This is a genomic window from Peribacillus sp. NPDC096379 (assembly GCF_044762875.1).
Taxonomy (GTDB): domain Bacteria; phylum Bacillota; class Bacilli; order Bacillales; family DSM-1321; genus Peribacillus.
The window spans coordinates 138,160-164,384 of record NZ_JBIWFD010000004.1; the positions used below are offsets into that span (position 1 = coordinate 138,160).

Sequence of the window (26,225 nt, forward strand, 5' to 3'; positions counted from 1 at the left end):
TCTTTCTACACGAGTCAAAGAAGGATGATAGATAAGAGTAACTCCCAATTCCATAATGACTTGGTTCCTTATTCTTATCCATCATCCTTTAACACATCACTCATTTAAAAATGCCTTTAATGCTTCTTTATTCTTTTCCATCTCAATTTCCAGGACCAAACCTACCGAATGCCTTGCGTCTTTTGCCGTACCATCGATTGGTATCATAAGCTTTTGAATATCTTGATTACTATCTGATATAAACGAAGTGCCCATTCCTAATAGATTGGCGTAACTAAGATTCGTTTGGATGTACGGCTGAATTGTTCCAATCATTCTTGGTAGTTTGAATACCCCTTGAACGCTTGCCATTTTATCAGCCAATATTTGCATAACCTTTTGTTGTCGTTTGACACGACCAAAGTCACTATCCGGACCACCGCGCCATCTGACATATCCGAGCAATTGATCGCCATCTAATTGTTGAACGCCTGGTTTTAGTGTCATATCTATTCCTTTTGACATTTTCTGCTCCACATCGATTTCAACTCCTTTAGGGAAAGCGATATCAATTGTTTTAGCAAATCCCTTGAAATCGATAATGGCGTAATATTGTAGATCGACATCAAAGTTTTCCTTGATCGTCTTTCTTAATAATTCGGTTTCTCCAAATGCATATGCTGCATTCAGTTTATTTTTTTTATGTCCAGGAATATCTACATAGATATCCCGCATGAGAGATACTAACTTTGATTTTTTCGTTTCTGGATTATATTGAGCAATCATAATTGTATCTGTTCGGGACTTTTCTTTACCCCTTGTATCTACTCCAAGTAGGAGGATATTAACCCGCCCCAACTGATCTTCTACACCCTTGAACTCAATATCTGACTTTATGTTCGTGTCAATTTCAGCTTCAGACTTCTGTAATGCCATCTTATATTCAAAATATAAATATCCTGCTCCAGAAAGACCGATGAGAACGAGTATTAGAAAAATCGATAAAAAGACTTTCTTCTTTTTCTTCCTTCGATACTTGCTTGATCTTGTCCCTTTGTTTGGTTTTGTCATGTTTGTACGCCCTTTTCGTTTGATCCACTTATTAACAACTCATTGCAGTAGTCAAACCAAGTTAGTAACCCTAGAGAAAACAGGTAAGTAATGTGACACTTTTTACTTTTCATCTATTAGGGGTATTATCACACGATCCCTCTATAAATATTACAATTATTTTCTTTGATCTATCCAGAATGACCGTGAGTGTCAATGAAACGGGAAGTCCCAAAGAAAGGGTCAGACTCCGCAACAACTAAATACGCGTAAGATAAGTGTCTTAAACACTACATACTGTTTTAGCGTGCGAGGTCAGACCCTTATGAGACACCCTTGATTCAGTTATTATTTGTCATTCCAGTGCTGATCAATAAACTCATCACGCCCAGATTGTTTGCGATCTTCTTTATAATGCTTCGGATTCTTCTTATGGAAATCTTGATGATAATCTTCCGCTTCATAAAACGTTTGAGCTGGTAGGATTTCCGTTACGATCGGCTTCTTGAATTTGCCGCTCATCGCCATTTCTTCTTTTGACTTTTGAGCCAATTCCAATTGTTTCTCGTCATGATAAAAGATAGCCGCTCGGTATTGATTGCCGCGATCTTGGAACTGACCGTCTGGATCTGTCGGATCAATTTGCTGCCAAAACAGTTCCAACAAACGCTCATAAGGGAAAAGCTCTGGATCGTATGTAATTTCAACCACTTCATAATGACCAGTCGTGCCTGTTTTTACTTGCTCATATGTCGGATTTGTAACATGTCCACCAGAATATCCAGAAACAATTCCACCAATACCAGGTAATTCTTCAAACGGTGTCACCATACACCAAAAACAGCCGCCTGCAAATGTTGCTTTTTGCATAAATGATGTCCCCTTTCTATTTTGCGTAAATATAATCATAACTTATTTGCTCCACGAGAAAGAAATCTAATGACCGAAATATTTTTTCACTTCCTTTAGAGACTAACTTTTTCAAAATGTTCAACGATAGGAAATGGATCATAATAATGATGCAAAAGCTTCTTCCACTCCTGATATTCTGCAGATTCCCTAAAGCCTACAGTATGATCCTCTAAACATTCCCACGTCACTAACAACAAATATTTCCCTTCTACCTCCAGGCAACGCTGCAAACTGTGAGTAACATAGCCATCCATCGAGGAAATAATCTTGGAAGCTTCACGAAAAGTTTCTTCGTATTCATCTTCCAGTCCTTGTTTAACTTGTAAAAAAGCCGCTTCTAATATCAAGACGATCGCTCCCTATTTAAGATACTATAACAATACCCCCACATAGGCACAACTGTATATTTAATGAAGTTAAAAAAATCAGATAATTCATCCCTAAGTATAGCCTATGCTTGAATCTCGGTCTATTACGTTTTAGAGCTGAAAAACAAAAAGACTGCCCTAATGGGAAGCCGTTTTAAGATCTTATTAAAGAGAAGATCATTTTTTAGTTTTGTGAAAGCAGCTTTTTTCTAGTACAGTCCAAAGGCTCTTCATTTCTTATTTAAACCAACCTTTTTCCTTAAACCGCGAAATCGCCTCAATCCGGTTACTTACATCTAATTTATCAAGAATGACAGAAATATAGTTACGTACTGTTCCTGTTGTAATAAACAGTTCCTTGGCAATTTCTTTCGTGTTCTTCCCATCAGCAATCAGGCCAAGCACTTGCTTTTCCCGATCGGTTAATGGATTTTCCTCTTCGAAGGCCATATCAACGAGCTCTGGTGCATAAATGCGTCGTCCATCCATAATGATTCGTATCGAACTTGCTAAATCTTCACTAGGGCTGTCCTTCAATAAATATCCGCCAACTCCTGCCTTTCGCGCACGTTCAAAATAACCAGGGCGGGCAAACGTCGTAAGAATAATGATTTTGCAAGAGTGACCCTTTAATTCTTCCGCTACATCAAGCCCGCTTTTCGCCGGCATCTCAATATCCATGATGCAAATATCGGGCAAAAGACGATGAACAAGAGCAAGTGCCTCTTCACCATTGCTCGCTTTTCCGACTACTTCCATGTCTTCTTCCAAATCAAGTAGAGATCCTAGTGCGCCAAGTAACATGCGCTGATCTTCTGCAATGACGATTCGCATCATACCATCCCCTCCTGTTCTGCCTTCTTAATTCCGTTCGGTACTCGAATGTAAAGTGTCGTGCCTTCAGAAGATTGGATTTCTAGGCTACCATTCACGAATTCCAATCGCTCCTTCATCCCTTTTAGGCCATTTCCATGAAAAAATTCAGTTTTTTGAATGCCAACCCCATCATCCTGTACTTTTATAAGCAGCTCTGTACGCAGTTTCTCAATAGACAATTTGCACCAAGACGCTTTGCTATGCTTGACAACATTATTTACAGCTTCTTTCAAACACATGCTTAACACATTCTCTACTAACAAAGGGGTATGGGGCAAATTCGTATCCCCTTCCATACTAAAGTCCATTTGAGCTGCTTTTAAAATTTGCCTGATCCTCAGAACCTCATCTTCAAGCTTTGTACCTCGCATTTCGGAAACCATTTCTCTCACTTCATTCAGTGCCGTTCGAGCAGTCTGACGAATATCGTTAATTTCATTTTTGGCAGACTTAGGATTAATCTCCATTAACCTGCTGGCAAGATCGCTTTTCAAACCAATAAGGGAAAGCTTCTGTCCCAACGTATCGTGCAGATCACGGGCAATGCGCTGACGTTCTTCAATTTTCACCAATTCAGAGATCCGCTTGTTTGCATCTTCTAATTTCTCTTCCAGCTCTTCACGCTTGTTCCTATTATAGGTGCTAACTGGGAGCAGGATAACGCCAATTACGCTAATCACGATAAAAGGAAGCTGTGATACGAATATCTCCTTTTGAAAAATAAACCCTAAACTAACAGCGGCAATGGTTGAAACAAGATGAACAATATACAAGCTGATAAATCCAGCTTTATTTTGGACATTCCCAATGAAATAGGCCAAAAATAAAGAAAAATAAATATAGCCAAATAGAGCGGTCATCGCCACGCTGATCACGATTTGAATAGCGACAAAGACGTATACCGGCCACCCCTTTAATTTAAACGCAAAACGATAGGAAGTAAAAAACAGGATAGTCATAATAATTCCAAAGAAAATGACAAATAATGACGAGGACTTAAAAATAAAGTAAAAAGGAAGAATACAAAAGATAATCCCAACATATGGGCTAAGGCCCGTATTTTTAGGAAAAATATGATACCATTTCTGCATGAGATGCCTCCTACATGTATCGTTCATTCTAGTATATACTACTAAATTAACAAAAAACCATTCTTTGGCTTACGGAATGGTTTTTTGAGTGGATAAGGGGCGGGCACCGCCACCTTTATACAGTGACACAGTTTATCCCGCATTAACGGGCAGTAAAACCCCCACTGATTGAAGTTTCACTTTATAGTACCTGAACCTTTTTCATCGTTGGGTTAGGGCAGGCGCTCATGGATATATTGTGTGAATCTTATTTTTCTTGCAAGCTTTGCTGGTCTGGATTTACTTTAGCCGTATCAAGCAAATGCTTAATTTCTTTAAAGCTAACGAACGCTTTATTCTTTTGATCAAAAAGTCTAAAACGAAGAGACTTTAAACTTGTCCCCAGTGTAATCGTCGTTGCCTTTTGCAATGGCGGTGTCGATTCATGAGCTTTTTCTAAGTTATAGTTCGGAACTCTTGGAGATAGGTGATGAACATGATGGAATCCAATATTCCCTGTTACCCATTGCAAGATTTTCGGCAATTTATAATAAGAGCTTCCATCCACTGCCGCCTTCACATAATCCCACTCTGATTCATTTTCAAAATAGGAATCCTCAAATTGATGCTGTACATAGAACAACCAAATTCCGAGGGACCCTGACACAAAGAGAATCGGAGCTTGCACGAGAAGAAAAGCCTGCCAGCCGATTGCCCAGCATAGAAGTGCATAAATCGCTACAATTGAACCATTCGTTACGTACATATTCAAACGCTCTTTGCGTCTTGCATCTTTTCGATTAAACCGATTAGACACGAGAAATAGATAAATCGGACCTAGTCCAAACATGACAATTGGATTTCGATAGAGCCTGTACTGCAAGCGGCCCCATGGAGTGGCAGCGACATATTCTTCTACTGTCATGACCCAAACATCACCTGTTCCGCGCTTGTCCAAGTTACCGCTTGTAGCATGGTGAATGGAATGACTTCTTTTCCATTGTTCGTATGGAAACATCGTGATAATCCCGCTAATCGTGCCGAGGATTGTATTGGCCTTTTTATTTTTGAAAAACGAGCCGTGGGTACAATCATGGAAAATGATAAAGATTCTTACTACAAACCCGGAAGCTAGTATGGCAAACACAAGTGTTAACCAATAAGATACCGCTAGGCTTTGATAAGCCGCAAACCAAAGTAAAAAAAACGGCGGGAATGTATTAAAAAGTTGTTTTACGCTTCTCATCATATCTGACTTCTCAAATGGAGCAACATTTTTTCTTAGTTCTGCAGTCTTTTGTTTACTCATGACGTCCTCCTAATACCGATTAGGCTTAACATTCAGCCCTCTTATATACTTATAGTAGAATATAACACCAGGTAATGATAGGCATAAACGTCAAGTGGTCTATATGACAAATATCATGTACACCATGCGCAAGTGCCCAGTTCATAGGAAACGAAGCTAATTGTGCTAGGCACTAAAACTTGAAACTTTGTTTTTTTAATTAACCTATTCTTCTAATATAGAGTAGGATTTCCCAGTTGTATTCTCAATTATTCTTTTTTTACATTAAAAATGGAAGAGTTCCGATGCTCTTCCATCCAATTTAGGGATTTTGTTAATAGATCTACTCATTTCATCTGATTGTCCATTGCTATTTCCAACTGTTGTTTTTTAGCAATTCCTTCATAATCATAAACTACTTTGACATTTCACATCCGCTATTCTCTGTAAATGAGCACACAAATGACCCCAGAAGAGCAGCTTCTGAGGTCGATGACTTTGCAGTCTCATATTTAGTTATTAATATACTTTTCGTATACTTCACCAAAGTCTTTCGTATGGTACTGCTCACGAACAGAAGTTAACCACGTAAAGCCAAAATCAGTTAAGTCTCTGTATGTATCTGCTAATTTATTGTCATCCGTTCGTGAGTTTTGTAGAATACTTACTGCTTTATCTAAGCTTTGCGATGCCAGATCGATATAGATCTTATTTTCATGAGTGATTTCAGATATACGTAAAAGTGATTTATATAAATCTTTTAATTGTTCAATTTGGTCTTTTTTTACATCAATATCAAATTGCTCTTTTCCTACTTTAAATTTAATTTCAACATCTAAATCAATTTTTCCTGCCGTTTCAAGGAACACATCAGATATGATGTATTGGGAATACGGATATCGTTTCAATGTTCTTTTAGAGGAAATCGCACTTTCTCCATCCACATGAACGATCGCCAAATTCGTAAAGCAGTACTCATCCATTTTTGTCTTAATTAAAAAATAGATCTTTTCATCATCTTCATGCATGATATAATCGTCGGCATCTGTTTTGTCATAATCCGAAGGTGAAATAATGGTTCCGATATCTGATAAACCTAATGCGTCTGAAGCAATTTTTTTAAACATCGTACGAACTCCTCCCATTAATCAGTATTCCGTTTAATTTTAACAGGAGATTGAAGTGATGTGTATTTTTTCAGTTGAAGTTGAAAGAATTATACGAACCGCAGTTCTAGGCCATGAGCCACTTATAACCCAAAGAGCAGATTTCAAAATTCATATTTGGAATCTGCTCTTCTTCATCTATTTCCCCTGAATTAAGTAGTCTTCCCTGAATTTGACGAGGTTCATTCAAATGAATATAGACAATTAAAAGGAGGCAAGAGAGTCTATTCTCTTGCCTCGCAGTGTATTTAACTTCTTTTTCTAAAAGACAACCCTAGTGATAACAATCCTACAATTAAGGCCGCAATAGAAAGGTATAATGGTGCATTGCTCGAGCTTGATGTAGTTGTTTCTTCAGACACCTGTTCTTTAGCTCCATTGTCTTTGGTTGTAGAATCCGGTGATACGTCTCCATGTCCGTGATCATGACCAGATCCGTCACCTGGGTTTACTACTGTCACAGAAGCTGGTTTATCAGCATCCGGTGCCCCAACCCATTCGACTACACTGCCATCCTTGTACGTTTGATATGCTTTCCAAACGATTTCTGTCGCATCATCGGCTACTTTTCCTTGCATATTAAACTGTCCAAAGTCAGTTGGTGTTAAGCCTTCTCCTTCTGCTGTCCACGTAACACTCGTAATTTTGTCAGACGCATCTTTTTGAACTTCATATTTCCAGCCTGCTTTTGGCTCAAAACGAGTGATATTTACCTCAGCTGGGAATTTCACTTCAATTTTAGTTGTTGGAACCTCTTCGTTTTCAGACGGAACTCGGACTGTAAACACTTCATATTGCCCTTGTGAAGTTTCCTTTGGCTGAACCGTAACATGGGCACTTGCCATACCGGCAAATAAAGAAAATGCAGCAATCATCATTACCGTGAATGTTAATAATTTTTTCATCATAAATTCCCCCAATTTTTATATTAGCTTTTAGTACACAATAAAATCCTGACTGAATACATGCTCATTATCCTCTGAATCTAATATTCGCGTCTCCACAATCCAGTTCCCAGCAAAAGGTAGATATTGGCCATCTACCATGTATTGAACATCCATTGATTGGTTTATCTCGGAAAAAGGTACTTGAATCGGAGCGACATCAGGATTATCTTGGTATTTTAAAAATAGCTCAACCCGTTTAATCGTTATACCCTCTTCATGAGAGTTTACTTCAACCATGAAATGATTCGTACCGGGTACCTTTGGTGAAATCGTTGTTGTGAATTCGATATTCTTTTCTCGTTCATGCCACACTAGCGGTTCGTTTTGCGGCATAGGACTTAAGTGAGTGAAAATCCCCACTATGATTAAAATGATGATCATCAAACTAAAATCGATTTTCAACCATTTCCCGATCGCATCTGCCTTCGCCTTTTTCATTGTATATCGTAAAATAACGCCCGTTACAATTACCAATAAGACTAAGGAAACTTTGATTAATAGCATAATTCCCCATGGCGTATAGAGTAGATAATCAATTTTGGGTAAAAAGATCAAGGTTGAAGCAATTCCCGTTACGAATAGAACAAGGATACTTATTAACGCTACTTGAGAGAACATCGGCAAAAATCGGCGAACATGCTCTCGTTGCTTGTTCCAAAAGACAAGGATATAAAATAGCCCCCCTGCCCATATCGCAGCTGCGAGTAAATGGATGATATCTATTGAAATTGTACGAATCGGTGGATCAAAGGCCATGGCATGTCCGTTTATACTCTTTACCGCAAGAATCATAAATACCCACAATCTATCCAACCAGTTAAAACGGAGTAAAAGTACAAAACCAGAAAGAGATAATACCATGGATAGAAACCAAGATATCCCTATTGTCGTACCCGTTAATACGGACCAAATATCACTTAAAGTCCAACTATCTAACAGATCTATAAATTGCATAAACCCCATGCCAATGGTTGTAGTCAAAAGCATAATTTGCAAATAGATAGCCCACTGTCGATAACTTGTCCTCATTTCTGGAATGTCTACTTTTTTCAAAGTGCCCCATATAATCCAACCAGTAGCAAGGAGCAATATAATATAATAAAGAATCCTTACTATAGAATTATAGATGCTATACAGTGAAGATTCGTTACCGGCTTTATCTACATCAAGTTGGTTCATGTTGCTTTTTAGAACCGTTCCTTCACCTATTGAAATGACATAAGACCCTTTTACTGGATGACCATCTGCTGATAGTACACTATACGATATGGCGTAGTTGCCGTTAGGAAGAGTCGGTAAAGCTTGCTTTATGTATTTTTGATCCTTACCAATCTCTGTTTTACTTTTGCTAACTAGTTCGCCATCTTCATTAAATACTTTTATCGAATAAAGCTCTTTTTCAAGTCTTTCATTAAACATAAGAACAATTTCTTTTGGAGAAGACTTTAAGTGACTATCTGAGGCAGGAGTCGCTTTTTCTAGCAATGCATGCGCAAAAACTCCTTGTGGAACCGCAAAAATAAAAAATATCACACATACTATTAAAATATTTCTTAGAACAGTCTTATTCATACTAACAGCAACCTTTACTCTTTTCCCTTTGTTTAGCTTCTTTTTCCATCGCTTCTGTAAATGTTACAACGTTTCCGCCAAATCCTCGTGCAAACCTTTTTGCATGTTCACTTTGATTAAAGGGAAGAAATTGAGGCTGGCAACAACCTAGATCAAGAGTTGTTTCCAACACAAAATAAGCATTCCTAGCACTTATCGTTGTATTTGTAAAAAAATCATCACACAATATCTCAAGTACCTCATTATCTAGCATTTCGTTACGTATGAAGCCACAATGCATACAACACGCGGTTTCCACTCTATTCTCTGTTAGAATTAAGCGACAAGAGAGTCTATTATTAATAGTTTTATAACAAACCACACATTCATTTCGATTCGATACGTTTGTGTCTTGATTAGCTAAACTTATCCCACCGAAAGTTTTTACAACAAATCCAGATGCAACCATCGCTTTTATATCTCTATGAATCGTCATATCTGAAACTTGAAACCTTTCGCTTAACTCGGATATCTTAAGCGCTTTGCGGCGTACGACTAACTCTTTAATTTGTTTCTGCCTCTCACTCGCTAACAATTTATCACCTCCCCCTTCCCTTTCTTTAATTACTTCTGATATACAAACTATAACAACTTTAAACAAAATCTAACATTTCTATTTATAGAATACAATTATGATAAGAACCTAACAATCATTAAAACCTTATTTTTATGACAATTGTATGACTTTCCCTTATTAAACAGCCTCTATTGCTGGGTACATCAGATGAGGGTATCCCAAAAGGATCTGATCCCCTCGCTACTGGGCAGACTCAAGTCATTTTTTTCATCTGCCAACATCAGTACATAAAATAAAGACGATTTTACCCAAACCTTAGGGAAAATCGTCTCTTTATTCCTATTTAGACTACTTCACCTAATAGTGAAAAATGGGACATCCAATTACATTAATGAGTTATTTAAGTGTATAGCGTTCTTCAATTCTGTAATATTTCCAGATAAATACGGATACACCCCAAATAATTAAAAACGCAGCAACTAAAAAATAACCTAAATTGCCAAAATCGATTGCCGCAAGATCATTCCACAAACCACCGGATAAATGAAGTTTTTCGGTCGTAATTTGCGCTAGTTCAACAATCCCAACTGCTAATGCTGCAACAACAGAAATCGCTGTTACTGTTAAATTGTAGTAAACTTTCCGAACGGGTTTATTATGTGCCCAAGCATAACTCTTCGTCATTAAAATACCATCTAACGTGTCAAATAAACTCATACCAGCTGCAAATAATAATGGAAGTGAGATAATACCAAGTACAGGTAAATTACTTTTCGCTGCACCCGCTGACATCGTCAATAATGAAATTTCTGTAGCGGTATCAAATCCTAGACCAAATAAGAACCCAATCGGATAAATATGCCAACTTTTCGTCACCACTTTAAATAACGGCTTTAAATAACGCGTAAAAAAGCCTTTCGCCTCAAACATTTTCTCTAGTTCTGATTCAGAAACTTTTTCTTCTTTCAATCGACGGAAAATTTTCCATAGTTGCATAAATAACATTAAATTTAAGATAGCTATGAATACTAGAAAAACACCTGATACTGTAACCCCGATAATCCCACCTATATCTTGCATGCTAGACATGTATTTTGCGACAAACTTTACAGATACAGCTGTTAAGACAGCTAATAAAAAGACGACTGTTGAATGGCCTAATGAGAAGTAGAATCCGACTCCTCTTGAATCTTGCTTTTGGGCAACTAATTTACGAATCGTGTTGTCGACTGCAGCAATATGATCAATATCAAATGCATGACGAATACCAAAAACATACGCAGCGATCCCCAAGCCAATAAAGGTTGGATGAGTTGGTACTGCTGTAAATAATGCTATGAATCCGGCAACATGGATCACTAAAACATATAACATATACCGATTCCAGATAAATTCTTTCCAGTCTCTTGCTTTCATCTCGTCAACGACTTCCTTCCCTCAGCTAGATTAGCCAGGAATCCCCCCACCTATTTTCTTGATTCGCTATACATGCATTTAGGTGAGGGTATTACAGCTTGTTAAACCTGGATAAAAAATTTCAATTACCCCTTATACTTGCTCTACTGGTGCCACTGTAAACTTTCCATAACCTACGCCTTTTAGACTGGTCAATTTATTACTGAGCTGCTGAATGTCTTTCGCCTTCCCCTTTACTACAATGAGCTCAAGACAGCTGGCATGATCTAAATGGAAGTGTGTAGTAGCCAGGATAAAATCATGCATATCATGTTGGACTTTTGTTAGTTCATCTAGAAGATTTCTTTGATGATGGTTGTAGAATAAAAGGATGCTTCCTGCCACAATTTGTTCTTCCTCTTCCCATGACTGTTGAATCAGGGCATCACGAACAAGGTCCCGAACGGCTTCAGAACGGTTTTCATATCCTTTCTGTTGGACTAAGTGGTCAAACTTTCTGAGCAAATGACCTTCCATGGAAACGCCAAATCTTTTTAGTGTAGAATCTTCCATTGCATCTTCCCCCTATTGTTTATCGCAGATTAACGAGTAGTAAGCCCCCTTGAACACGCTTAGCAGATTCGAAGAAGGATAAAAAGGCCCGTTTGGTGATATACAGTGAAACTTAACGCTGCTCTTCAGCGGTTTAGTTGAGGCCCACACGTACTTAGTCTGTGATTCATTTCATACTGTCGATTGATCGAAGCGTTTGCTGCGATCTCAGCGACAGTAGAACGGGACTACCTATGATTGGGGGATAAAAGCTCCCCCCTAATCATGGAAGTTTCACTTTATCCCATTCTTCAATATTCCATAGCACTCCAGAACCATGATGTCCTAATGTACGGGTGGTAATGCCACTCACTTGTTTATTTACACCATATAACGCATCTAAATAAACAAGAAAGTTAAAGGCCGGATCTATTGCTAATTCCTTTTGGAACTGCTCATAAAATTGTATTCGCTTCTCTTTATCCGGATTGATCCGCGCATCTGTTAATAGCTGATCAACTTTTGAATTTTTGTAAGCAGTCAAATTATTAAGACCATCACCAATTTGGCTGCTGTGGAAAATACGGTATGTGTGATCATCAGGATCAAATGGACTGCCCCAACCAATTACAAAGGCATCTACTTCATCCAGTTTTATCGCCGACCAGTCTAATGGTTTTAAAATAACGGAAACCCCGAGCGGCTTCAATTGCTCTGCTACAACATTAGCAAGTGCAACTCGAACAGGATCACTGATCGGTGAAACAAGATCAAACTCCAGTCTTTTGCCATCTTTAACACGGACACCGTCGCTCCCTTTTTTCCAGCCTGCTTCTTCTAGTAATTGATTTGCTTTTTCAGGTTGATAGGTGTACATGTCTTTTTGTGGTGCATTAGCCCATGATTTCTGTAGTGGACCGTATGCTGGCTCTCCTTTATTAGCTAGCATACCACTTACAATTGCCTCACGGTCAATCCCTAAATTCATTGCTTGGCGAATCCTTGCATCCTTGAATAAAGGATTTCGGAAATTATACATGACGGCCCTGTAATCCGCTGTTGAAATCGTCTTTACAGTAAAATCATCGTTTTCTTTTACACTTGCAAGTTGATTAGGTTCCATGAGAGCAAGATCTATTTCTCCAGTCTTTAATTGTAAGGCACGTGTATTAGCGTCCGGTATTGGTTTAAAGACGACTTCATCAAGTTTTGGTTTCACGCCATAATACGTTTCGCTGCGCTCGACCGTAATCGTATGATCATTTGCCCACTCTTTCAATTTAAAAGGGCCGTTCCCAACTGGATTTTGGTTAAAATCCGTTGTGTTAATATCTTCATCTTGCAATATATGTTTTGGTACAATACCGACCTTCAGCTTGTCAAGCAAAGGCGGGAACGGATTGCTTAAGGTAATTTGCACTTGATTTTCTTCAAGGACGTTAACTTCCTTTATCTCATTGAAGTCACCAGAAATCGGCGAATTTGTCTTAGGATCCCTTATCTTATCTAATGTAAACTTCACGTCTTCAGCTGTGACCGGCTTTCCATCTTGCCATTTTGCATCATCACGAAGAGTAAATGTATACGTCAGCTGATCGGGAGAGATCTTCCAATCCGTTGCCAAGTCAGCGACAATTTCATTTTTCTCTGTCGGTTTAGTGAGGCCCCGGAATATCAAGCTATCAAGCTCACTATGTTCTTCTTCATTTAGTACTGGATTTACTTGTTCGATTTCCGCCTCTATTCCATAGACGAGCTGTTTGGTTGCTTGATGAGATTTATCTGTAGGTTTTTCTGCCGATTTGTCCCCGACACATCCTGCTAATAACAGCATACTTGATACAAATGTTGATATAAGGACTGCTTTAGTTTTTTTGAATGGCATATTCATTCTCCTCCATTGTACTTTTTTCTTTTAATCGATCACTAGGATGCAAAGTGAGCATCGACGATAATAAACTTTTTGTATAGATATTTATTGAAGAGACCAGCTCATTTGCATGTGCCTCTTCAACAATTCTCCCCTTTTCCATCACAAGAATACGGTGGCAAAGTGCCATTGCTGCGCGAATATCATGTGAGATAAATAGTATAGCTGTTTTTTCCCTTTTATTTATTTCTTGCAATAGCGAAAGCATTCTTGCCTGAGAACTCATATCCAGACTGGCAAACGGCTCGTCTAAAATGAGAAGTTCCGGCTTTAGTAGAAGTGCCCTTGCAATGGCAACCCGTTGCTTCATACCTCCTGACAGCTCATAAGGGTGAACTGAAAGGATATGTCCATGTAACCCGACTTTTTGTAACACTTCCTTGATTTTTTCTTTTTTATTCTCACCATCCTCTTTCCAATAATCCAGTCCTTCCCCAACAATCTTCTCGACATCCCAGCGAGGATCAAATGACGCCAGTGGATCCTGGTGTACCCATTGGACTCCTTTTCGAAAGGGAGAGGATCCATGCCAGATGATTTTACCCTTCTCGTATGACTCTAATTGCAGTAATAAGCGGGAAAGGGTACTTTTTCCACTCCCACTCTCACCAATTAACCCAACAATCTCCCCCTTGTGAATAGGAAAGCTAACATCGCTCACCGCTTGTACAGAATGTTTGCGGAACCACTTCTTTTTGAAATAAGCTTTCCCTACATGTTCTACTGTAAGGAGCGGCCTACTTTCGACTATTTGTAGCTGTTCCCGTATATTTGTAAGCTCCCGGTGGTGGTGCAACAATTGCTTCGTGTGCTCATGAACTGGATGATCAAATAAATTCATGACTGTTGCAGTCTCAATAACCGTTCCATTTTGCATAACGACAACATAGTCTGCCATCTCTGCAACCACTCCAAGATCATGCGTGATAAAAAGAACGCTGCCCCCTGTGCGGGTGCTCCAATCCTTGATTAGATGAAGGACATCCGCCTGAATACGCAAGTCTAATGCTGTTGTTGGTTCATCCGCAATTAACAACACTGGATCAAGTGCTAAAGCAAGTGCGAGCTGAACACGCTGTCTCATTCCCCCGGAAAGTTCAAACGGATACGATTCATAAACATTCTCTGCATTTTGCAGCTGCATATCTTGCAATAATTGAATGGCTCGCTCTTTTACTTCTTGCTTCGAAAGATTCGTATGGGTGGAAAACAACTCTCTAAAGTGCTGCCCAATCGTTCGCATGGCATCAAAAGTAGCATATGTATCTTGAAACACAAATCCCACTTGGGTTCCGCGATAAACCTGCTGTTGCTTTTTACTCATAGTAAGCACATTTTCATGCAAAAATTCTATCTTACCGGAAGAGATGGCGATTCCTTTTGGCAATAAGTTAAGCATCGCTTTTGCTGTGATACTTTTTCCAGAACCACTTTCACCAATAATGGCGACAATCTCACCTGCTGGCACAACAAATGCAACATTATCCAAAAGCTGCTGTTCCTTATTTGATTGAAGACATACAGAAAGGTTTTCAACTCTTAATACATGTTCCTTCATGATCTCCCTCCTTTCTTTAACTGTGGTAGAGCAAAGCGGTCTTGCAACACATCACCTAAATAGGTAACGGCCAGAACCGTACAAGTAATTAATAGGCCAGGAAACAAAGCAATCCACCATGCGCCTGATAATAAATAACTTTGCGCCCCCATTAACATATTTCCCCATGACGGTTCATGAGGTGGTATGCCAATCCCTAAAAAGCTCAGAGTTGCCTCTGATAAAATGGCATGACTCACTCCACTAATGGACATCACAATAATCGTCGGTAAGCATTGTGGCAGTAAATGCCGAGTTAACAATTGAGAGGATGAAGCGCCAACCACAACCGAAGCTTGAATGAAAGTCTCTCCTTTCAAAGCTAAAATCTCTGTCCGGATTAAACGGGCAATCGGCATCCAACTTGTCATGCCGATAATAACCACAACTGAAAGTAAGCTGGCTGGGATCAATACTTGAATTCCAATCATAAGCAAGATGCTCGGAATACTTAGGAGTGCATCAAGTATTCTCATCATAATGCGATCAACCACTCCGCCCAAAAATCCACTAATAACCCCAAAGCCTGCGCCAATCACAATTGCCATCATCATAGCCGCCGCTCCGACAGTAAGTGATATACGCCCCCCGTACAGCAATCGTGTCAATACATCACGGCCCAGTTCATCCGTTCCAAATAAATGAGCAGCACTTGGTGGTTGCAAAGTTTTCGCTAACCCAATTGAAAGAGGATCATATGGTGTTAAGACTGGTGCCAAAAAGGTCACCAAAAGCAAGATTAATAAATAACAAAGTAGAACATTTACAAACCACTTTCTTTTTCCCCTCATCTGCCTTCCCCCTTCAACAGATGTTGCCTCATTCTCGGATCAATCCATGCACAAATGAGATCAACCACAAAGCTACCAAGAATAACGATACTCATACTCAGCAAAATGACAGCCATCAAAACGGGATAGTCATGGGCAAGCGCTGATTTTAATGAAAGACTCCCAAGACCTGGCCATGAAAACAGTGTCTCTACCACAACAGATCCGGCGATTGTAAGCGAAAGGGACATCCCCATAAAAGACAGATAAGGAAGTGAAGCATTTGGAAATATATGCTTCCAAAGAATCGTTTTCTCAGAAATGCCACGTGCCCGGAGAGCCCAAACAAACTCTTTTTCCTGCGTGACAGCGACGTGGTTGCGCAATATACGAATATAATACCCAATATGAGATATGCCCAGAACAAAAGCTGGCATGATAAGATGCTTCAACCAATCTCCTACTCCTTCTTGACCTAAACCAGCTGTTGGTAGCACACCTAAATAGACGGAGAAAAATAACATGAGCATTAAGGCAAACCAAAAAGATGGTAGTGACATGAAAATAAAAGAAGCAACGGTGGTCGCATGATCTAAAAATGAGTAGCGCCGGAGCCCGGTTATGACTCCAAAAAAAAGAGACAGGACTACTGTGAAAACCGCAGACGCCAATATGAGGATAATGGTCGGTTCAATCGCATGAGCAATCATAATTTTAACTTCTTCACCCGTCGTGTATGACCGCCCCCATTCTCCTTGTAGCACACCGATAAACCACTTGGCATACTGAGTATATAACGGTTCATTCAAACCGAGATTTTCAGCAATACGTACCTGGTCAGCCTGGCTCATTTTTTGAATCTGATCCCCATACATGGCTGCTGCAGGACTTCCCGGCAACATTCGAATAAACGCAAAACAGAGAATACTTCCAATAAGAAGCACCACCAGCGCCTCAAATAATCTTGAAACAATATATCTAGTCATAAGCCCTCCCTTTTTTCCTTATGCAAATCAAAGAGCGGACTGCTTTGTCTTGCATTCATGAAATTGATTACCAATTTTTATAAAAGTGACACATTTTTAACATTACGTAACACGAATGTACCTGAGTGGCAAACTACTCTTTAAGAAGATTCCCCTATGTACTCTTTTATGATGAAATTCTTCTGTTTCTGATACTCGATAGCATTTTGATGCGTTTTAGAAAGAATATGACAGAGACGATGCTGTTACTCAAAAAGTAAAGAAGAATTGGTGGTGATAACCAGATACACTATCAAAAAAATTTATTTTTTGTTCTGAATTAGTAAAGAGACTTCCCTAATGCCAAAGAGTTCATTCTGAGTAACACGATTATTCTAATTTGTAACACGGACATGCACATCGAAGTAAATTTTAAAAACACCAATACTTATATTATAATCCTTACCCTTACTATGCAAGTTTTATGACAGTCTTTTTTTAAAATATTCTACAATGTCATCTGGTCGGTGTGTCAATTACTTAACAATCTAATCATTGCTAATTCAGGTGATACTAATTTTTCAATATGTACACCTAAGCGACAGTATGGGAAAATTGTTTTTTTTAATTATGACAGTCTAACTAAATAATTTATTCTCAAAATAATAGTAGTACTTTTTAGTTAACAAAAGGGTGAATCCAATTGATTATAGCGAAAAAAGAGCAAACGAAAGTATCTTTATCCTCAACGTAGGTAAAGATGATAGAAGAAAAAGCGAAATCATAAATGGAGGATTATCAAATCATGTATGATGTTGTCATTATCGGCGGCGGTCCATGCGGCTTAGCTACCGGCCTTGCTCTACAAGAAAAAGGAATAAGTTATATCATTATTGAAAAAGAAGCGATTGTGAATTCAATTGTTAATTGTCCATTGGATATGCGCTTCTATAGTACTTCAGATCGTCTGGAAATAGGGAGTATCCCTTTCCTATCCCAAGAAGTACGACCGACACGAACAGAGTTGTTAAAATATTATCGCCTCGTTACAGAACGACAAGCTATTAATATTAAATGCTATCAAAAAGTTGATCGTGTAACGAAAGATACAGATTTTTTTACTGTACATACCGTTGATCGCAAAGGAACAAATAGTTCTTATCAAGCCCGTATGATTGTTATCGCTACCGGAATTTTTGATCACCCGAAAAGAATCGGCGTTGAAGGCGAAAATATGTCAAAGGTTATGCATTATTACAAAGAAGGGCATTCCTTCCATGGACAAGACGTAACCGTAGTTGGCGGGAAGAATTCCGCTGTTGAGGCAGCGATTGACCTTTATCGCAGCGGGGCGCGTGTCACACTTGTCCATCGTGGGGACACTGTTTACAAAGGAATTAAACCATCTTTACTTTTAGATATTCGAAATTTTGTCGAAAAGGAAAAAATAAAATTTTATCCTAATTCCAGCGTTGAGCAGATCGACGAAACAACAGTTTGTTTACAAACGCCAGAAGGTCCAATCACGATTCCAAATGACTATGTATTTTCACTGATTGGGTATCAACCCGATACAACGATGCTTCAAGACACGGGGATTACAATTGATTCTCAGACATTAGTACCTACCTTTAATCCAGACACTTATGAAACAAACGTTAATAACGTCTTTCTTGCAGGTGTTGTAACTGGAGGTACTACAAATCGTATTTACATTGAAGATGGACGATTCCATGGATTGAAAATTGCGGGAGAAATTGGCCGTCGCCTAGACTTCATAGCTTAGTTCATGGGGGAAACAGGCAAATAAACTTGAAGATTTCTTTTCTTTTCATTCAAATGAAATAAAACCAGATTATCCATAAGATAATCTGGTTACACCATTTTTACCCGATTCTGTATTCGTACCCATATCGCAGCAACGATAATAAATACTAGCAGAACCACTTGTGGGATGATTGTTTCAAATGTAGGATAAATACCTATCGATTGAATAAATACAAATGACTTGATAGGATTTGTAGGTATGACATTCGCGATTTGTAATGCGTGAATGCTAACACCAAGAATTTTAAAAGCAAAGAAATAAATGAGCAGTGTAGCAATGATAAAAAACAGACGAATTGGTATTTTGACACTAAACCGAATAATGATATATCCAATTACAATCAATAGGAGTAAAGCAGAAACGATTCCTAGTAATAACTGGCTCATGCTCATTTCTGGTGCCATTCCGGCATAAAAAATGATGGTCTCTGCCCCTTCTCTGAAAATTGATAGAAAGCTAATGAGACTAAAAGAGAATAAGCTCCCCGTTGCAACTGCTTGTTTCATTTGTCGATCCAGATACTGATTCCAATTTCTGATGTTCGTCTTGTTGTGTAACCATGCTCCTACCGTTAGCATCATTAGTACGGCGACGATCCCTGTAATTCCTTCAATATATTCACGACTTGAAGCAGCGGTTATTTTTGAAAAAATAAGATTAATGATGATCGCTATAATTCCACTTGCGAAAACCCCAGCTGCTACGCCTCCCCAAACCCACTTTTGTTTATTTGCTTGATTTGTAGTCTTAAGAAATGCCACCAATGTTGCAATGATCAAAAGTGCTTCTAGACCTTCTCTCAATAAAATAAGCGCTGCATCCCATGCTGAGTAACTAGTATTCTCCATAACCAAACCAATTCGATCAATAAGGTCATTCGTCATCGATTCAGCCTTATTTGTATCAATCTCTTTGGAACTAATTATACTAATAATCATTGGAACATTCATTTCAATGTCATTGTACAACTGGTTATTCTTTGTTCGTACTTCTCCTTCAATCATGGGCCATATTGTTAAAAATTCGTTCAGGTCAGAAATGGCTCCGTTAAATTCCTGATCTTGAATTTTTTTTTCGGCACTGTTTAATAAATGTAAGCCATCATTTAACTTATGCGTATCCGTTGACTTTTTTTGAACATTTCCACTTAGAAAATTGCTTATCGCCATCTTTAAATCATTCAATGCCGACAACGCTTTTTGCTGATTCGGAGGATCTTGCGTGATAGCAATCCGCAAAAAGGCTGACTGCTTTTCGATTTCTCCATAAGAGACGACACTCTCATTTCGAACAATGAGCTCATTGGAATTCCATTCAGAGAGGAAAGCTTTATACTCCTCGTTTACTTTGATAAAATCGCCTGTATCAACGGTTTTTTGCATGTTTTCCACTATTGGAAGTAGCCGTTTTACGTTCACTTTTTCCTTCTCATTGTTCACTGGATTTTGCTCAGTATCATATTTTTGAACAGCTTTTGATAAATCAGAAAGTACCTGATTTACCGCTTGCTGATCCTTATGTTTTAAAGTGGAATTTACTGTAGTCAATTGGGTATCAACTTTTTCCGCAAACGGACTATCCGACTTTTTAATAGAATTCCACTCTTGTTCAAATTGTTCCATAGAGTCAAGAACAGACTCCCATTTGGCATCCTTAGTATCCATTAAGGCATCACCAATAAAGATAAATAACTCATCATGATTTTCTGCTGCTAAAATCGATGGTGATTTTACAAAACTGAGCAATACGATAAATAGTAAGATCCAGCATTTCCGAAAAATTACTGATCGCATAGACATTCCTTCTTCCACGGACATTTTAATCTAGAATAATGTTTCCCCTATGAAACCGCCTAATGATGTTCCTGGTAAACAAGCAAAAATTGCACTTCCTTTGTGGACAGTATATTCATTTAATTTATCCATTTTCGCGAGGCGTTGCTGCATAGGAATAAATTGTTTACTAGGCTCGCGTTGAAAACAAATAAATAGTAATCCTGCATCAAAGCTCCCTGTTTTCGCATCCATTCCATTTGTATAGGAATAAGGGCGGCGAAGAATCACTTGCTTTCCATCACCTTTTGCTAGCCGTACATGGGCATTTTCCGGAATCATAAGTTTTCCACTCTGATCCTTTAATTCAAGATTAACGGGATCCTTTTCTAGTTTCTGGCCTAACGGTGCACCACTTTCTCGATAACGTCCAAATGTTTCCTCTTGATCCTTTAAAGTGGAACGATCCCATACTTCAATATACATTTGAATTCTTCTCACAATTAAATAAGATCCGCCTTCAAGCCAATTTGGTCCGTCATCGGGTTGAACCCAAATGCCCTTGTCCATTTCTTGGTTATTCTTTATATCAGGATTTACAATTCCATCTTTGAACCCAAATAAATTGCGCGGCGTTTCCTGTTTTGGGTCGGATTGCTTTGAACGTTGAAACCCTTCTTGTGTCCAACGAATCGTTGCTTTCCCTCTTGCAATGCGTACTAAATTTCGTACAGCATGAAATGCAACTTGTGGATCATCAGCACATGCTTGAACACATAAATCTCCACCAGTCCATTCTTTTTCCAATGAATCAAATGGGAATTTCGGTAAGTCAACTAATTCCTTTGGTTGTTTATGTTTTAGCCCAAAGCGATCCTTACCGTCCAAAACAAATAGGCTGGGACCAACTCCAAAAGTTATTGTTAAATTCGCAGGTGAAAGACCCATCACTTCACCCGTATCTTTCGGTGGCATGTAATGATTCGTAGATGGCTCCCCAACTGGATTTCCAGCTGTCATCAGCGCGACTGCTTCTGTCCATTCCTTAAATAACAGTCTTAACTCTTCTTTCTTCGTAGTTATTACGTCCATAGAAACGAAATAAACATTATTTTGCGCCTCTGTTATAATCCCGGCTTGATGTTCCCCATAAAAAGGAATAATTTCATTTTGATCAGCTTTTCCAGTCTTAGATGGCGCTTGATTCGTCATAGCAAAGACACCACCAAGACTAGAAGCCCCAAGTAGGGCCCCAAGGCTACCTATGCCTGTATATTTTAAGACATTTCTACGTGTCACTGGCTTATCCAAAAATGTGGGTTCCTTATCTGGTTTCTTGGATGAATCGGACAATTTTATCCCTCCATAACAATGCCCAGCTGTGATAATGGTTCAGCTAAAACATCGATCGCTTGGCTTAACTCTTTAATCTCAGAATCCTGTAATTCTGTGTAAAGAATATATTTATCATCTTTTTTATGTTTTTCAAGTAATTGGTTGACTTGGTTAAAATGTTCGCCAATTTTTTCCGAAAGGGCTTGATCTTTTTTCGCTAAATCGGATTGTAGCAATTCATAGATTTTCTCAGCTCCTTGGACATTGGCAGCAAAATCATATAAATCAGTATGTGAATAGCGATCTTCTTCACCAGTAACTTTTGAAGTAGATACTTCATTTAATAAATCCACAGCACCTGTAATTAGCACATCTGGTGTTACTTCTACCGTTTCAACTTTTGCACGAAGCAGCTTTGTATCCTTCAACAATTGATCAGCGTATTCTTCATACCCTTTTGTTGTGTTTTCTTCCCATAACCCCTTTTCGATTCGGTGATAACCAGTCCATTCTTCTTCTGGAACATCCCCTTCACGTGCATCGATTTTCGGATCGAGATCGCCAAATACTTCGGCAATCGGCTCTGAACGTTCATAATACATCCGCGCTGTTGGATACAATTCTTTCGCTTTTTCAATATCTCCACTTTTTACTGCTTCTGTAAACTCTTCTGTCGCTTTAACAAATTGACTAATTTCACCTATTGCAAATTCTCGATAAGCCTTTGTTACATCTTCTAGATCGGCGGCTGGAGCAGCAGTTTCTTTTGATTTTGTATCTTTTTTTGGAGTTTGTTCATTCGCTGAACAACCAAATAAAAGACTCATAGATATTAATAAAACGGAAGATAATCCAAACATTCTCATAAACTATAATTCCCCTTTTCACTTATATTGAAAATCATTCTCACTATATTATACAACGGCGCTACTAATTTTCAACTTTTTCTGATAACTACCATTATTTTTATAAAGATATACAAAAACCACAATCGCATTTATTACTCACGATGCAGTATAGCTTTCTTCATATCCGATCTATATCTTTTTTTGATTTTTTCATATATATCTACCTTCTGTACTTTGCTGCGAAAACAATATGGTAGTTACAATATTATGTTGTGTATACTAAAAATGAATTTATCTTTTGACATAAAAACTCCTCCTAGTGTTTGAATATTGGTTAGCGAACCATATTTATTCAAACACCTAGGAGGAGCTTTTTGTTATATCGCAAGCAACTATCCCGAACTATAGAACTAATTCGCGCTTTATTATTCTAATCCACCGTGAATCATATCTAAATTCCATTCCATCATTTTCAGGTAACTATCGCCATCTTCACCTGGTTTTCCTGTTGAATCGGTAAAGACCTTACCTTTAATGTTAACTCCAGTTTCGTCTGAAAGACTTTCCATGCTTCGCGGATCAACACTTGTTTCTACAAATAATGCAGGTACTTCCTTATCCTTTACAATATCAACGATTCGTTTCATTTGATCTGGTGTCCCTTGGTTTTCCGTATTGATTTCCCAAATATATTGACCTTCAAGTCCATAAGCAGCTGAGAAATACTTGAACGCACCTTCACTTGTCACTAAAATACGTCGATTTTTTGGAATATCAGAAAATCGACTAACTGCATCATCATGCAGCTTTTGTAGTTCGCTAATATAATTTTCAGCGTTTTTTTCATAGGTCTCTTTATTATCAGGGTCTTTTTTTACTAAAACATCACGAGCGTTTTCAGCGTATTTAATCCCGTTTTCTATATTTAGCCAAGCATGAGGATCCTGTTCTGATTCCTTGCCTTTGGAAGTTAGATATTGTGGTTCAACTCCCTTACTTAATACATATACAGGTGCATCTTTTCCGTTCTTATCTGTTGTTTCTAGCAGTCGATCAAACCAACCATTTCCCGTTTCTAAATTCAATCCATTAGAAAATACGATATCAGCATCCGCTGTTTTTTGAACATCTCTTGGCAATGGATCATACTCATGTGGGTCCGTTCCAACAGGAACAATGCTGTAAATATCGACTTTGTCACCTCCGACATTCTTTACAATATCGTAAAGAATGGAGTAAGTTGTGACTACTTTTATTCTATCATCCTTACCCTTCGTTGACGTGTTCGCTTTAGGTGAGCATCCACTGATTACGAATAGTGCAACTAAAAATAATAATCCGATTTTTTTCATTACGTTCTCCTCCTTATTTTTACTTTTTATTTATTCCGCATTAACGGACAGTAATCGAAGAAGTGGAGAGGGGGATACCTGCCCAATCTAGTTGCGGCTCCTAGCCCGTCTGAGGTCATAAGCTGTGATACGCTGTGGCAAACTACGCCACGCCGTATTCCATCTTACGCTTGTTGCGGCTGGGCAGTCGCCTCACTTTTTGAAGTAAAGCCCGATTGGTGAGATACAGTGAAACTTACCGCTGTGATCTTCAGCGATTTAGTTGAGGCCCACAGGATGTGGGTCTCACAGACGAAGCCATGAGGACACGGCGTACTTAGTCTGTGATTCATTGAATTGGGTTCGTACTGTCGATTGATCGAATCGTTTGCTGCGATCTTAGCGACAGTAGAACGGGACTAACAATCAGTGGGGCTGAGCCCCACTGATTGAAGTTTCACTTTATCCTTTAAGAGAGTGACTTATCTCGAAGTACAGATTTCGCCTTTCTTGCTCTAATGGTTCTAAACAGCACGCCTTGCTTAGGCGAGAATATAAATGCCAAAGCAAAGAGAAATGTACTTACCAAGACGATTGCCGCTCCAGAGGCTACGTTGTAAATAAGACTTAAAAACAAACCGAAAATTGCTGATATTGCTCCAAATGCTGCTGACATGAAAATCATGACTGATAAGCGATTTGTCAATAGATAGGCTGTTGCAGCAGGTGTAATTAACATCGCAACGACGAGGATGACCCCTACAGTCTGTAATGAAGCGACTGTCACCATCGTTAATAATGTCATTAAGAAGTAGTGAATTAATCGATTGGGTAGTCCGTATGCTGCTGACATAGTTGGATCGAAAGAACTTACAAGCAACTCTTTATAGAAGGCGTAGACCGCTGCAAGAATGATAATCCCAATAACTAATGTGATCCACATGTCAGAAGAACGGACGGCCAGCACATTGCCAAATAATATATGATAAAGATCCGTCGAGCTTTTGACCAATGATATAAGAATAATCCCAATCGCAAAAAATGCTGTGAAAATAATGCCGATTGCAGCATCATTTTTTATTCGGCTATTTTGACTGACATATCCAATTCCAACGGCAGTTAGTACTCCAGTTAACACTGCCCCAAAGAAAAAGTTAATACCTAGCATGTAAGAAATAGCGACCCCTGGTAACACGGCATGTGATATAGCATCTCCCATCAATGCCATTCCCCTTAGAATAATAAAACAGCCAATCACACCACATATAATCCCGACCATTACCGAAGTTAATAAAGCCTTTTGTAAAAATGTATATTCCAATAATGCATGGATAAACTCCATTAGACGGTCACCTCATTTTGTTTCATAAATGTAAGTTGTGATTCGTAAGCTTTCATCATAATTTCAGGACGAAATACCTCACTAACAGGGCCTACATCAATCAGCTCCTTATTTAATAATATAAGTTCATCAAAATACGTATTTGCTTTACTCAAATCATGATGGACTACAAACACGGACTTTCCCTCGTCACGTAATTCTTTTAAAATTCTCACGATCGTTTCCTCACTTGTTATATCAATCCCGACGAATGGCTCATCTAGACAAAATAAATCGGCTTTCTGCGCTAACGCTCTCGCAAGGAAAACACGCTGCTGCTGTCCACCGGAAAGCTCGCCAATTTGCCGCTGGCTAAATTTCTCCATTCCCACCTTTTCTAAACAGTGGTAGGCCCATTCTCTATGTTTCTTGTTTGGACGGCGAAATACGCCTAAACCTGGGTAAGTTCCAAGAAGAACTGTATCAATCACTGATATCGGGAAGGTCCAATCCATATCACTTCGTTGTGGAACATAAGCAATTTTTTTACGCATCTCATTGATTGATTTACCAAACACTTCAACTGTACCTTGATCTTTTGGAATAAGTTCAAGCAAAGATTTAAGTAGTGTAGACTTCCCTGCTCCATTTGGTCCGATAATTCCAACCAATTTTCCTTTTTCAATGGTGAAGTTTATATCATGCAAAGCTTCCTCGCCATGATATGAAACAAATAAATTTTGAACAGACATTGCATATGTCATTTTGTAGACAACTCCCCACTTCATTATGTTCTA

Annotated in this window: 23 protein-coding genes; 1 reads left to right on the plus strand and 22 read right to left on the minus strand. The window is 38.7% G+C overall.

What is annotated here, in order from left to right:
• Positions 1-96 precede the first annotated feature (96 nt).
• The 16 genes from ACIQZI_RS17895 to ACIQZI_RS17970 all read right to left on the minus strand — a co-directional run bounded on the left by ACIQZI_RS17895 (position 97) and on the right by ACIQZI_RS17970 (position 17,014).
• Positions 97-1,050: an LCP family protein gene (locus ACIQZI_RS17895; RefSeq protein WP_403075542.1), complete on the minus strand. Its 954-nt coding sequence runs from the start codon at positions 1,048-1,050 to the stop codon at positions 97-99.
• A gap of 327 nt (positions 1,051-1,377) precedes the next feature.
• The gene (gene msrA, locus ACIQZI_RS17900; protein ID WP_062185795.1) at positions 1,378-1,899 is read right to left on the minus strand and encodes a peptide-methionine (S)-S-oxide reductase MsrA; all 522 of its coding nucleotides are present in this window, start codon (positions 1,897-1,899) and stop codon (positions 1,378-1,380) included.
• Positions 1,900-1,994: 95 nt separating this feature from the next.
• Complete coding sequence (locus ACIQZI_RS17905; protein ID WP_403075546.1) at positions 1,995-2,288, minus strand: antibiotic biosynthesis monooxygenase family protein; 294 nt, start codon at positions 2,286-2,288, stop codon at positions 1,995-1,997.
• A 258-nt stretch (positions 2,289-2,546) separates the two neighbouring features.
• Complete coding sequence (locus ACIQZI_RS17910) at positions 2,547-3,146, minus strand: response regulator (RefSeq protein ID WP_403075549.1); 600 nt, start codon at positions 3,144-3,146, stop codon at positions 2,547-2,549.
• Positions 3,143-4,276, minus strand: coding sequence for a sensor histidine kinase (locus ACIQZI_RS17915; RefSeq protein WP_403075552.1), 1,134 nt, complete (start codon positions 4,274-4,276; stop codon positions 3,143-3,145). The genes ACIQZI_RS17910 and ACIQZI_RS17915 overlap by 4 nt, the downstream gene beginning before the upstream one ends.
• 247 nt (positions 4,277-4,523) lie before the next feature.
• Positions 4,524-5,564 (minus strand): Delta(5) desaturase DesA, encoded by a 1,041-nt coding sequence (desA, locus tag ACIQZI_RS17920; RefSeq protein WP_403075555.1) that lies wholly within the window; start codon positions 5,562-5,564, stop codon positions 4,524-4,526.
• Positions 5,565-6,055: 491 nt separating this feature from the next.
• Positions 6,056-6,670, minus strand: a complete 615-nt coding sequence (locus ACIQZI_RS17925) for a PH domain-containing protein (protein WP_403075557.1) — start codon at positions 6,668-6,670, stop codon at positions 6,056-6,058.
• A gap of 287 nt (positions 6,671-6,957) precedes the next feature.
• On the minus strand, positions 6,958-7,614 hold the full coding sequence (locus tag ACIQZI_RS17930; protein ID WP_403076196.1) for a YcnI family copper-binding membrane protein: 657 nt from the start codon (positions 7,612-7,614) through the stop codon (positions 6,958-6,960).
• A gap of 30 nt (positions 7,615-7,644) precedes the next feature.
• Positions 7,645-9,228, minus strand: coding sequence for a copper resistance CopC/CopD family protein (locus tag ACIQZI_RS17935; RefSeq protein ID WP_403075560.1), 1,584 nt, complete (start codon positions 9,226-9,228; stop codon positions 7,645-7,647).
• Position 9,229: 1 nt separating this feature from the next.
• Positions 9,230-9,802 (minus strand): DeoR family transcriptional regulator, encoded by a 573-nt coding sequence (locus ACIQZI_RS17940; protein ID WP_403075562.1) that lies wholly within the window; start codon positions 9,800-9,802, stop codon positions 9,230-9,232.
• A gap of 378 nt (positions 9,803-10,180) precedes the next feature.
• Complete coding sequence (locus ACIQZI_RS17945) at positions 10,181-11,200, minus strand: HoxN/HupN/NixA family nickel/cobalt transporter (protein ID WP_403075565.1); 1,020 nt, start codon at positions 11,198-11,200, stop codon at positions 10,181-10,183.
• A gap of 132 nt (positions 11,201-11,332) precedes the next feature.
• Complete coding sequence (nikR, locus tag ACIQZI_RS17950; RefSeq protein ID WP_049683860.1) at positions 11,333-11,752, minus strand: nickel-responsive transcriptional regulator NikR; 420 nt, start codon at positions 11,750-11,752, stop codon at positions 11,333-11,335.
• A gap of 262 nt (positions 11,753-12,014) precedes the next feature.
• Complete coding sequence (locus tag ACIQZI_RS17955; protein WP_403075569.1) at positions 12,015-13,616, minus strand: ABC transporter substrate-binding protein; 1,602 nt, start codon at positions 13,614-13,616, stop codon at positions 12,015-12,017.
• The gene (gene nikE / locus ACIQZI_RS17960; protein ID WP_403075572.1) at positions 13,597-15,219 is read right to left on the minus strand and encodes a nickel ABC transporter ATP-binding protein NikE; all 1,623 of its coding nucleotides are present in this window, start codon (positions 15,217-15,219) and stop codon (positions 13,597-13,599) included. Before nikE ends, ACIQZI_RS17955 begins: the two co-directional genes overlap by 20 nt.
• Positions 15,216-16,049: an ABC transporter permease gene (locus ACIQZI_RS17965; RefSeq protein WP_403075575.1), complete on the minus strand. Its 834-nt coding sequence runs from the start codon at positions 16,047-16,049 to the stop codon at positions 15,216-15,218. Before ACIQZI_RS17965 ends, nikE begins: the two co-directional genes overlap by 4 nt.
• Positions 16,046-17,014 (minus strand): ABC transporter permease, encoded by a 969-nt coding sequence (locus tag ACIQZI_RS17970; protein WP_403075577.1) that lies wholly within the window; start codon positions 17,012-17,014, stop codon positions 16,046-16,048. The genes ACIQZI_RS17965 and ACIQZI_RS17970 overlap by 4 nt, the downstream gene beginning before the upstream one ends.
• Before the next feature lie 766 nt (positions 17,015-17,780).
• On the opposite strand from ACIQZI_RS17970, the gene ACIQZI_RS17975 reads away from it, so the two are divergent.
• Positions 17,781-18,779, plus strand: a complete 999-nt coding sequence (locus ACIQZI_RS17975) for a YpdA family putative bacillithiol disulfide reductase (RefSeq protein WP_403075580.1) — start codon at positions 17,781-17,783, stop codon at positions 18,777-18,779.
• A gap of 89 nt (positions 18,780-18,868) precedes the next feature.
• Here ACIQZI_RS17975 and ACIQZI_RS17980 read toward each other — a convergent pair whose 3' ends face one another.
• From ACIQZI_RS17980 to ACIQZI_RS18005, 6 genes are all read right to left on the minus strand, one after another.
• Positions 18,869-20,614, minus strand: a complete 1,746-nt coding sequence (locus ACIQZI_RS17980) for an FTR1 family iron permease (RefSeq protein WP_403075583.1) — start codon at positions 20,612-20,614, stop codon at positions 18,869-18,871.
• Positions 20,615-20,644: 30 nt separating this feature from the next.
• Entirely contained in the window at positions 20,645-21,946 is a 1,302-nt protein-coding gene (efeB, locus tag ACIQZI_RS17985; RefSeq protein ID WP_403075586.1) for an iron uptake transporter deferrochelatase/peroxidase subunit, read from the minus strand.
• A 2-nt stretch (positions 21,947-21,948) separates the two neighbouring features.
• Positions 21,949-22,794, minus strand: coding sequence for an iron uptake system protein EfeO (gene efeO, locus ACIQZI_RS17990; protein WP_403075589.1), 846 nt, complete (start codon positions 22,792-22,794; stop codon positions 21,949-21,951).
• 407 nt (positions 22,795-23,201) lie between these two features.
• Positions 23,202-24,128, minus strand: a complete 927-nt coding sequence (locus ACIQZI_RS17995; protein WP_062185761.1) for a metal ABC transporter solute-binding protein, Zn/Mn family — start codon at positions 24,126-24,128, stop codon at positions 23,202-23,204.
• A gap of 448 nt (positions 24,129-24,576) precedes the next feature.
• Positions 24,577-25,449, minus strand: a complete 873-nt coding sequence (locus ACIQZI_RS18000) for a metal ABC transporter permease (RefSeq protein ID WP_403075592.1) — start codon at positions 25,447-25,449, stop codon at positions 24,577-24,579.
• Entirely contained in the window at positions 25,449-26,192 is a 744-nt protein-coding gene (locus ACIQZI_RS18005; RefSeq protein ID WP_403075595.1) for a metal ABC transporter ATP-binding protein, read from the minus strand. Before ACIQZI_RS18005 ends, ACIQZI_RS18000 begins: the two co-directional genes overlap by 1 nt.
• Between the last annotated feature and the right edge of the window lie 33 nt (positions 26,193-26,225).

What these genes read in the sequence shown, in the direction of transcription:
- ACIQZI_RS17895 (WP_403075542.1), bottom strand. Translation starts at nt 1,050, where the DNA reads ATGACAAAACCAAACAAAGGGACAAGATCAAGCAAGTATCGAAGGAAG.
- msrA (WP_062185795.1), bottom strand. Translation starts at nt 1,899, where the DNA reads ATGCAAAAAGCAACATTTGCAGGCGGCTGTTTTTGGTGTATGGTGACA.
- ACIQZI_RS17910 (WP_403075549.1), bottom strand. Translation starts at nt 3,146, where the DNA reads ATGATGCGAATCGTCATTGCAGAAGATCAGCGCATGTTACTTGGCGCA.
- ACIQZI_RS17915 (WP_403075552.1), bottom strand. Translation starts at nt 4,276, where the DNA reads ATGCAGAAATGGTATCATATTTTTCCTAAAAATACGGGCCTTAGCCCA.
- desA (WP_403075555.1), bottom strand. Translation starts at nt 5,564, where the DNA reads ATGAGTAAACAAAAGACTGCAGAACTAAGAAAAAATGTTGCTCCATTT.
- ACIQZI_RS17925 (WP_403075557.1), bottom strand. Translation starts at nt 6,670, where the DNA reads ATGTTTAAAAAAATTGCTTCAGACGCATTAGGTTTATCAGATATCGGA.
- ACIQZI_RS17930 (WP_403076196.1), bottom strand. Translation starts at nt 7,614, where the DNA reads ATGAAAAAATTATTAACATTCACGGTAATGATGATTGCTGCATTTTCT.
- ACIQZI_RS17935 (WP_403075560.1), bottom strand. Translation starts at nt 9,228, where the DNA reads ATGAATAAGACTGTTCTAAGAAATATTTTAATAGTATGTGTGATATTT.
- ACIQZI_RS17945 (WP_403075565.1), bottom strand. Translation starts at nt 11,200, where the DNA reads ATGAAAGCAAGAGACTGGAAAGAATTTATCTGGAATCGGTATATGTTA.
- nikR (WP_049683860.1), bottom strand. Translation starts at nt 11,752, where the DNA reads ATGGAAGATTCTACACTAAAAAGATTTGGCGTTTCCATGGAAGGTCAT.
- ACIQZI_RS17955 (WP_403075569.1), bottom strand. Translation starts at nt 13,616, where the DNA reads ATGCCATTCAAAAAAACTAAAGCAGTCCTTATATCAACATTTGTATCA.
- nikE (WP_403075572.1), bottom strand. Translation starts at nt 15,219, where the DNA reads ATGAAGGAACATGTATTAAGAGTTGAAAACCTTTCTGTATGTCTTCAA.
- ACIQZI_RS17965 (WP_403075575.1), bottom strand. Translation starts at nt 16,049, where the DNA reads ATGAGGGGAAAAAGAAAGTGGTTTGTAAATGTTCTACTTTGTTATTTA.
- ACIQZI_RS17970 (WP_403075577.1), bottom strand. Translation starts at nt 17,014, where the DNA reads ATGACTAGATATATTGTTTCAAGATTATTTGAGGCGCTGGTGGTGCTT.
- ACIQZI_RS17975 (WP_403075580.1), top strand. Translation starts at nt 17,781, where the DNA reads ATGGAGGATTATCAAATCATGTATGATGTTGTCATTATCGGCGGCGGT.
- ACIQZI_RS17980 (WP_403075583.1), bottom strand. Translation starts at nt 20,614, where the DNA reads ATGCGATCAGTAATTTTTCGGAAATGCTGGATCTTACTATTTATCGTA.
- efeO (WP_403075589.1), bottom strand. Translation starts at nt 22,794, where the DNA reads ATGAGAATGTTTGGATTATCTTCCGTTTTATTAATATCTATGAGTCTT.
- ACIQZI_RS17995 (WP_062185761.1), bottom strand. Translation starts at nt 24,128, where the DNA reads ATGAAAAAAATCGGATTATTATTTTTAGTTGCACTATTCGTAATCAGT.
- ACIQZI_RS18000 (WP_403075592.1), bottom strand. Translation starts at nt 25,449, where the DNA reads ATGGAGTTTATCCATGCATTATTGGAATATACATTTTTACAAAAGGCT.
- ACIQZI_RS18005 (WP_403075595.1), bottom strand. Translation starts at nt 26,192, where the DNA reads ATGACATATGCAATGTCTGTTCAAAATTTATTTGTTTCATATCATGGC.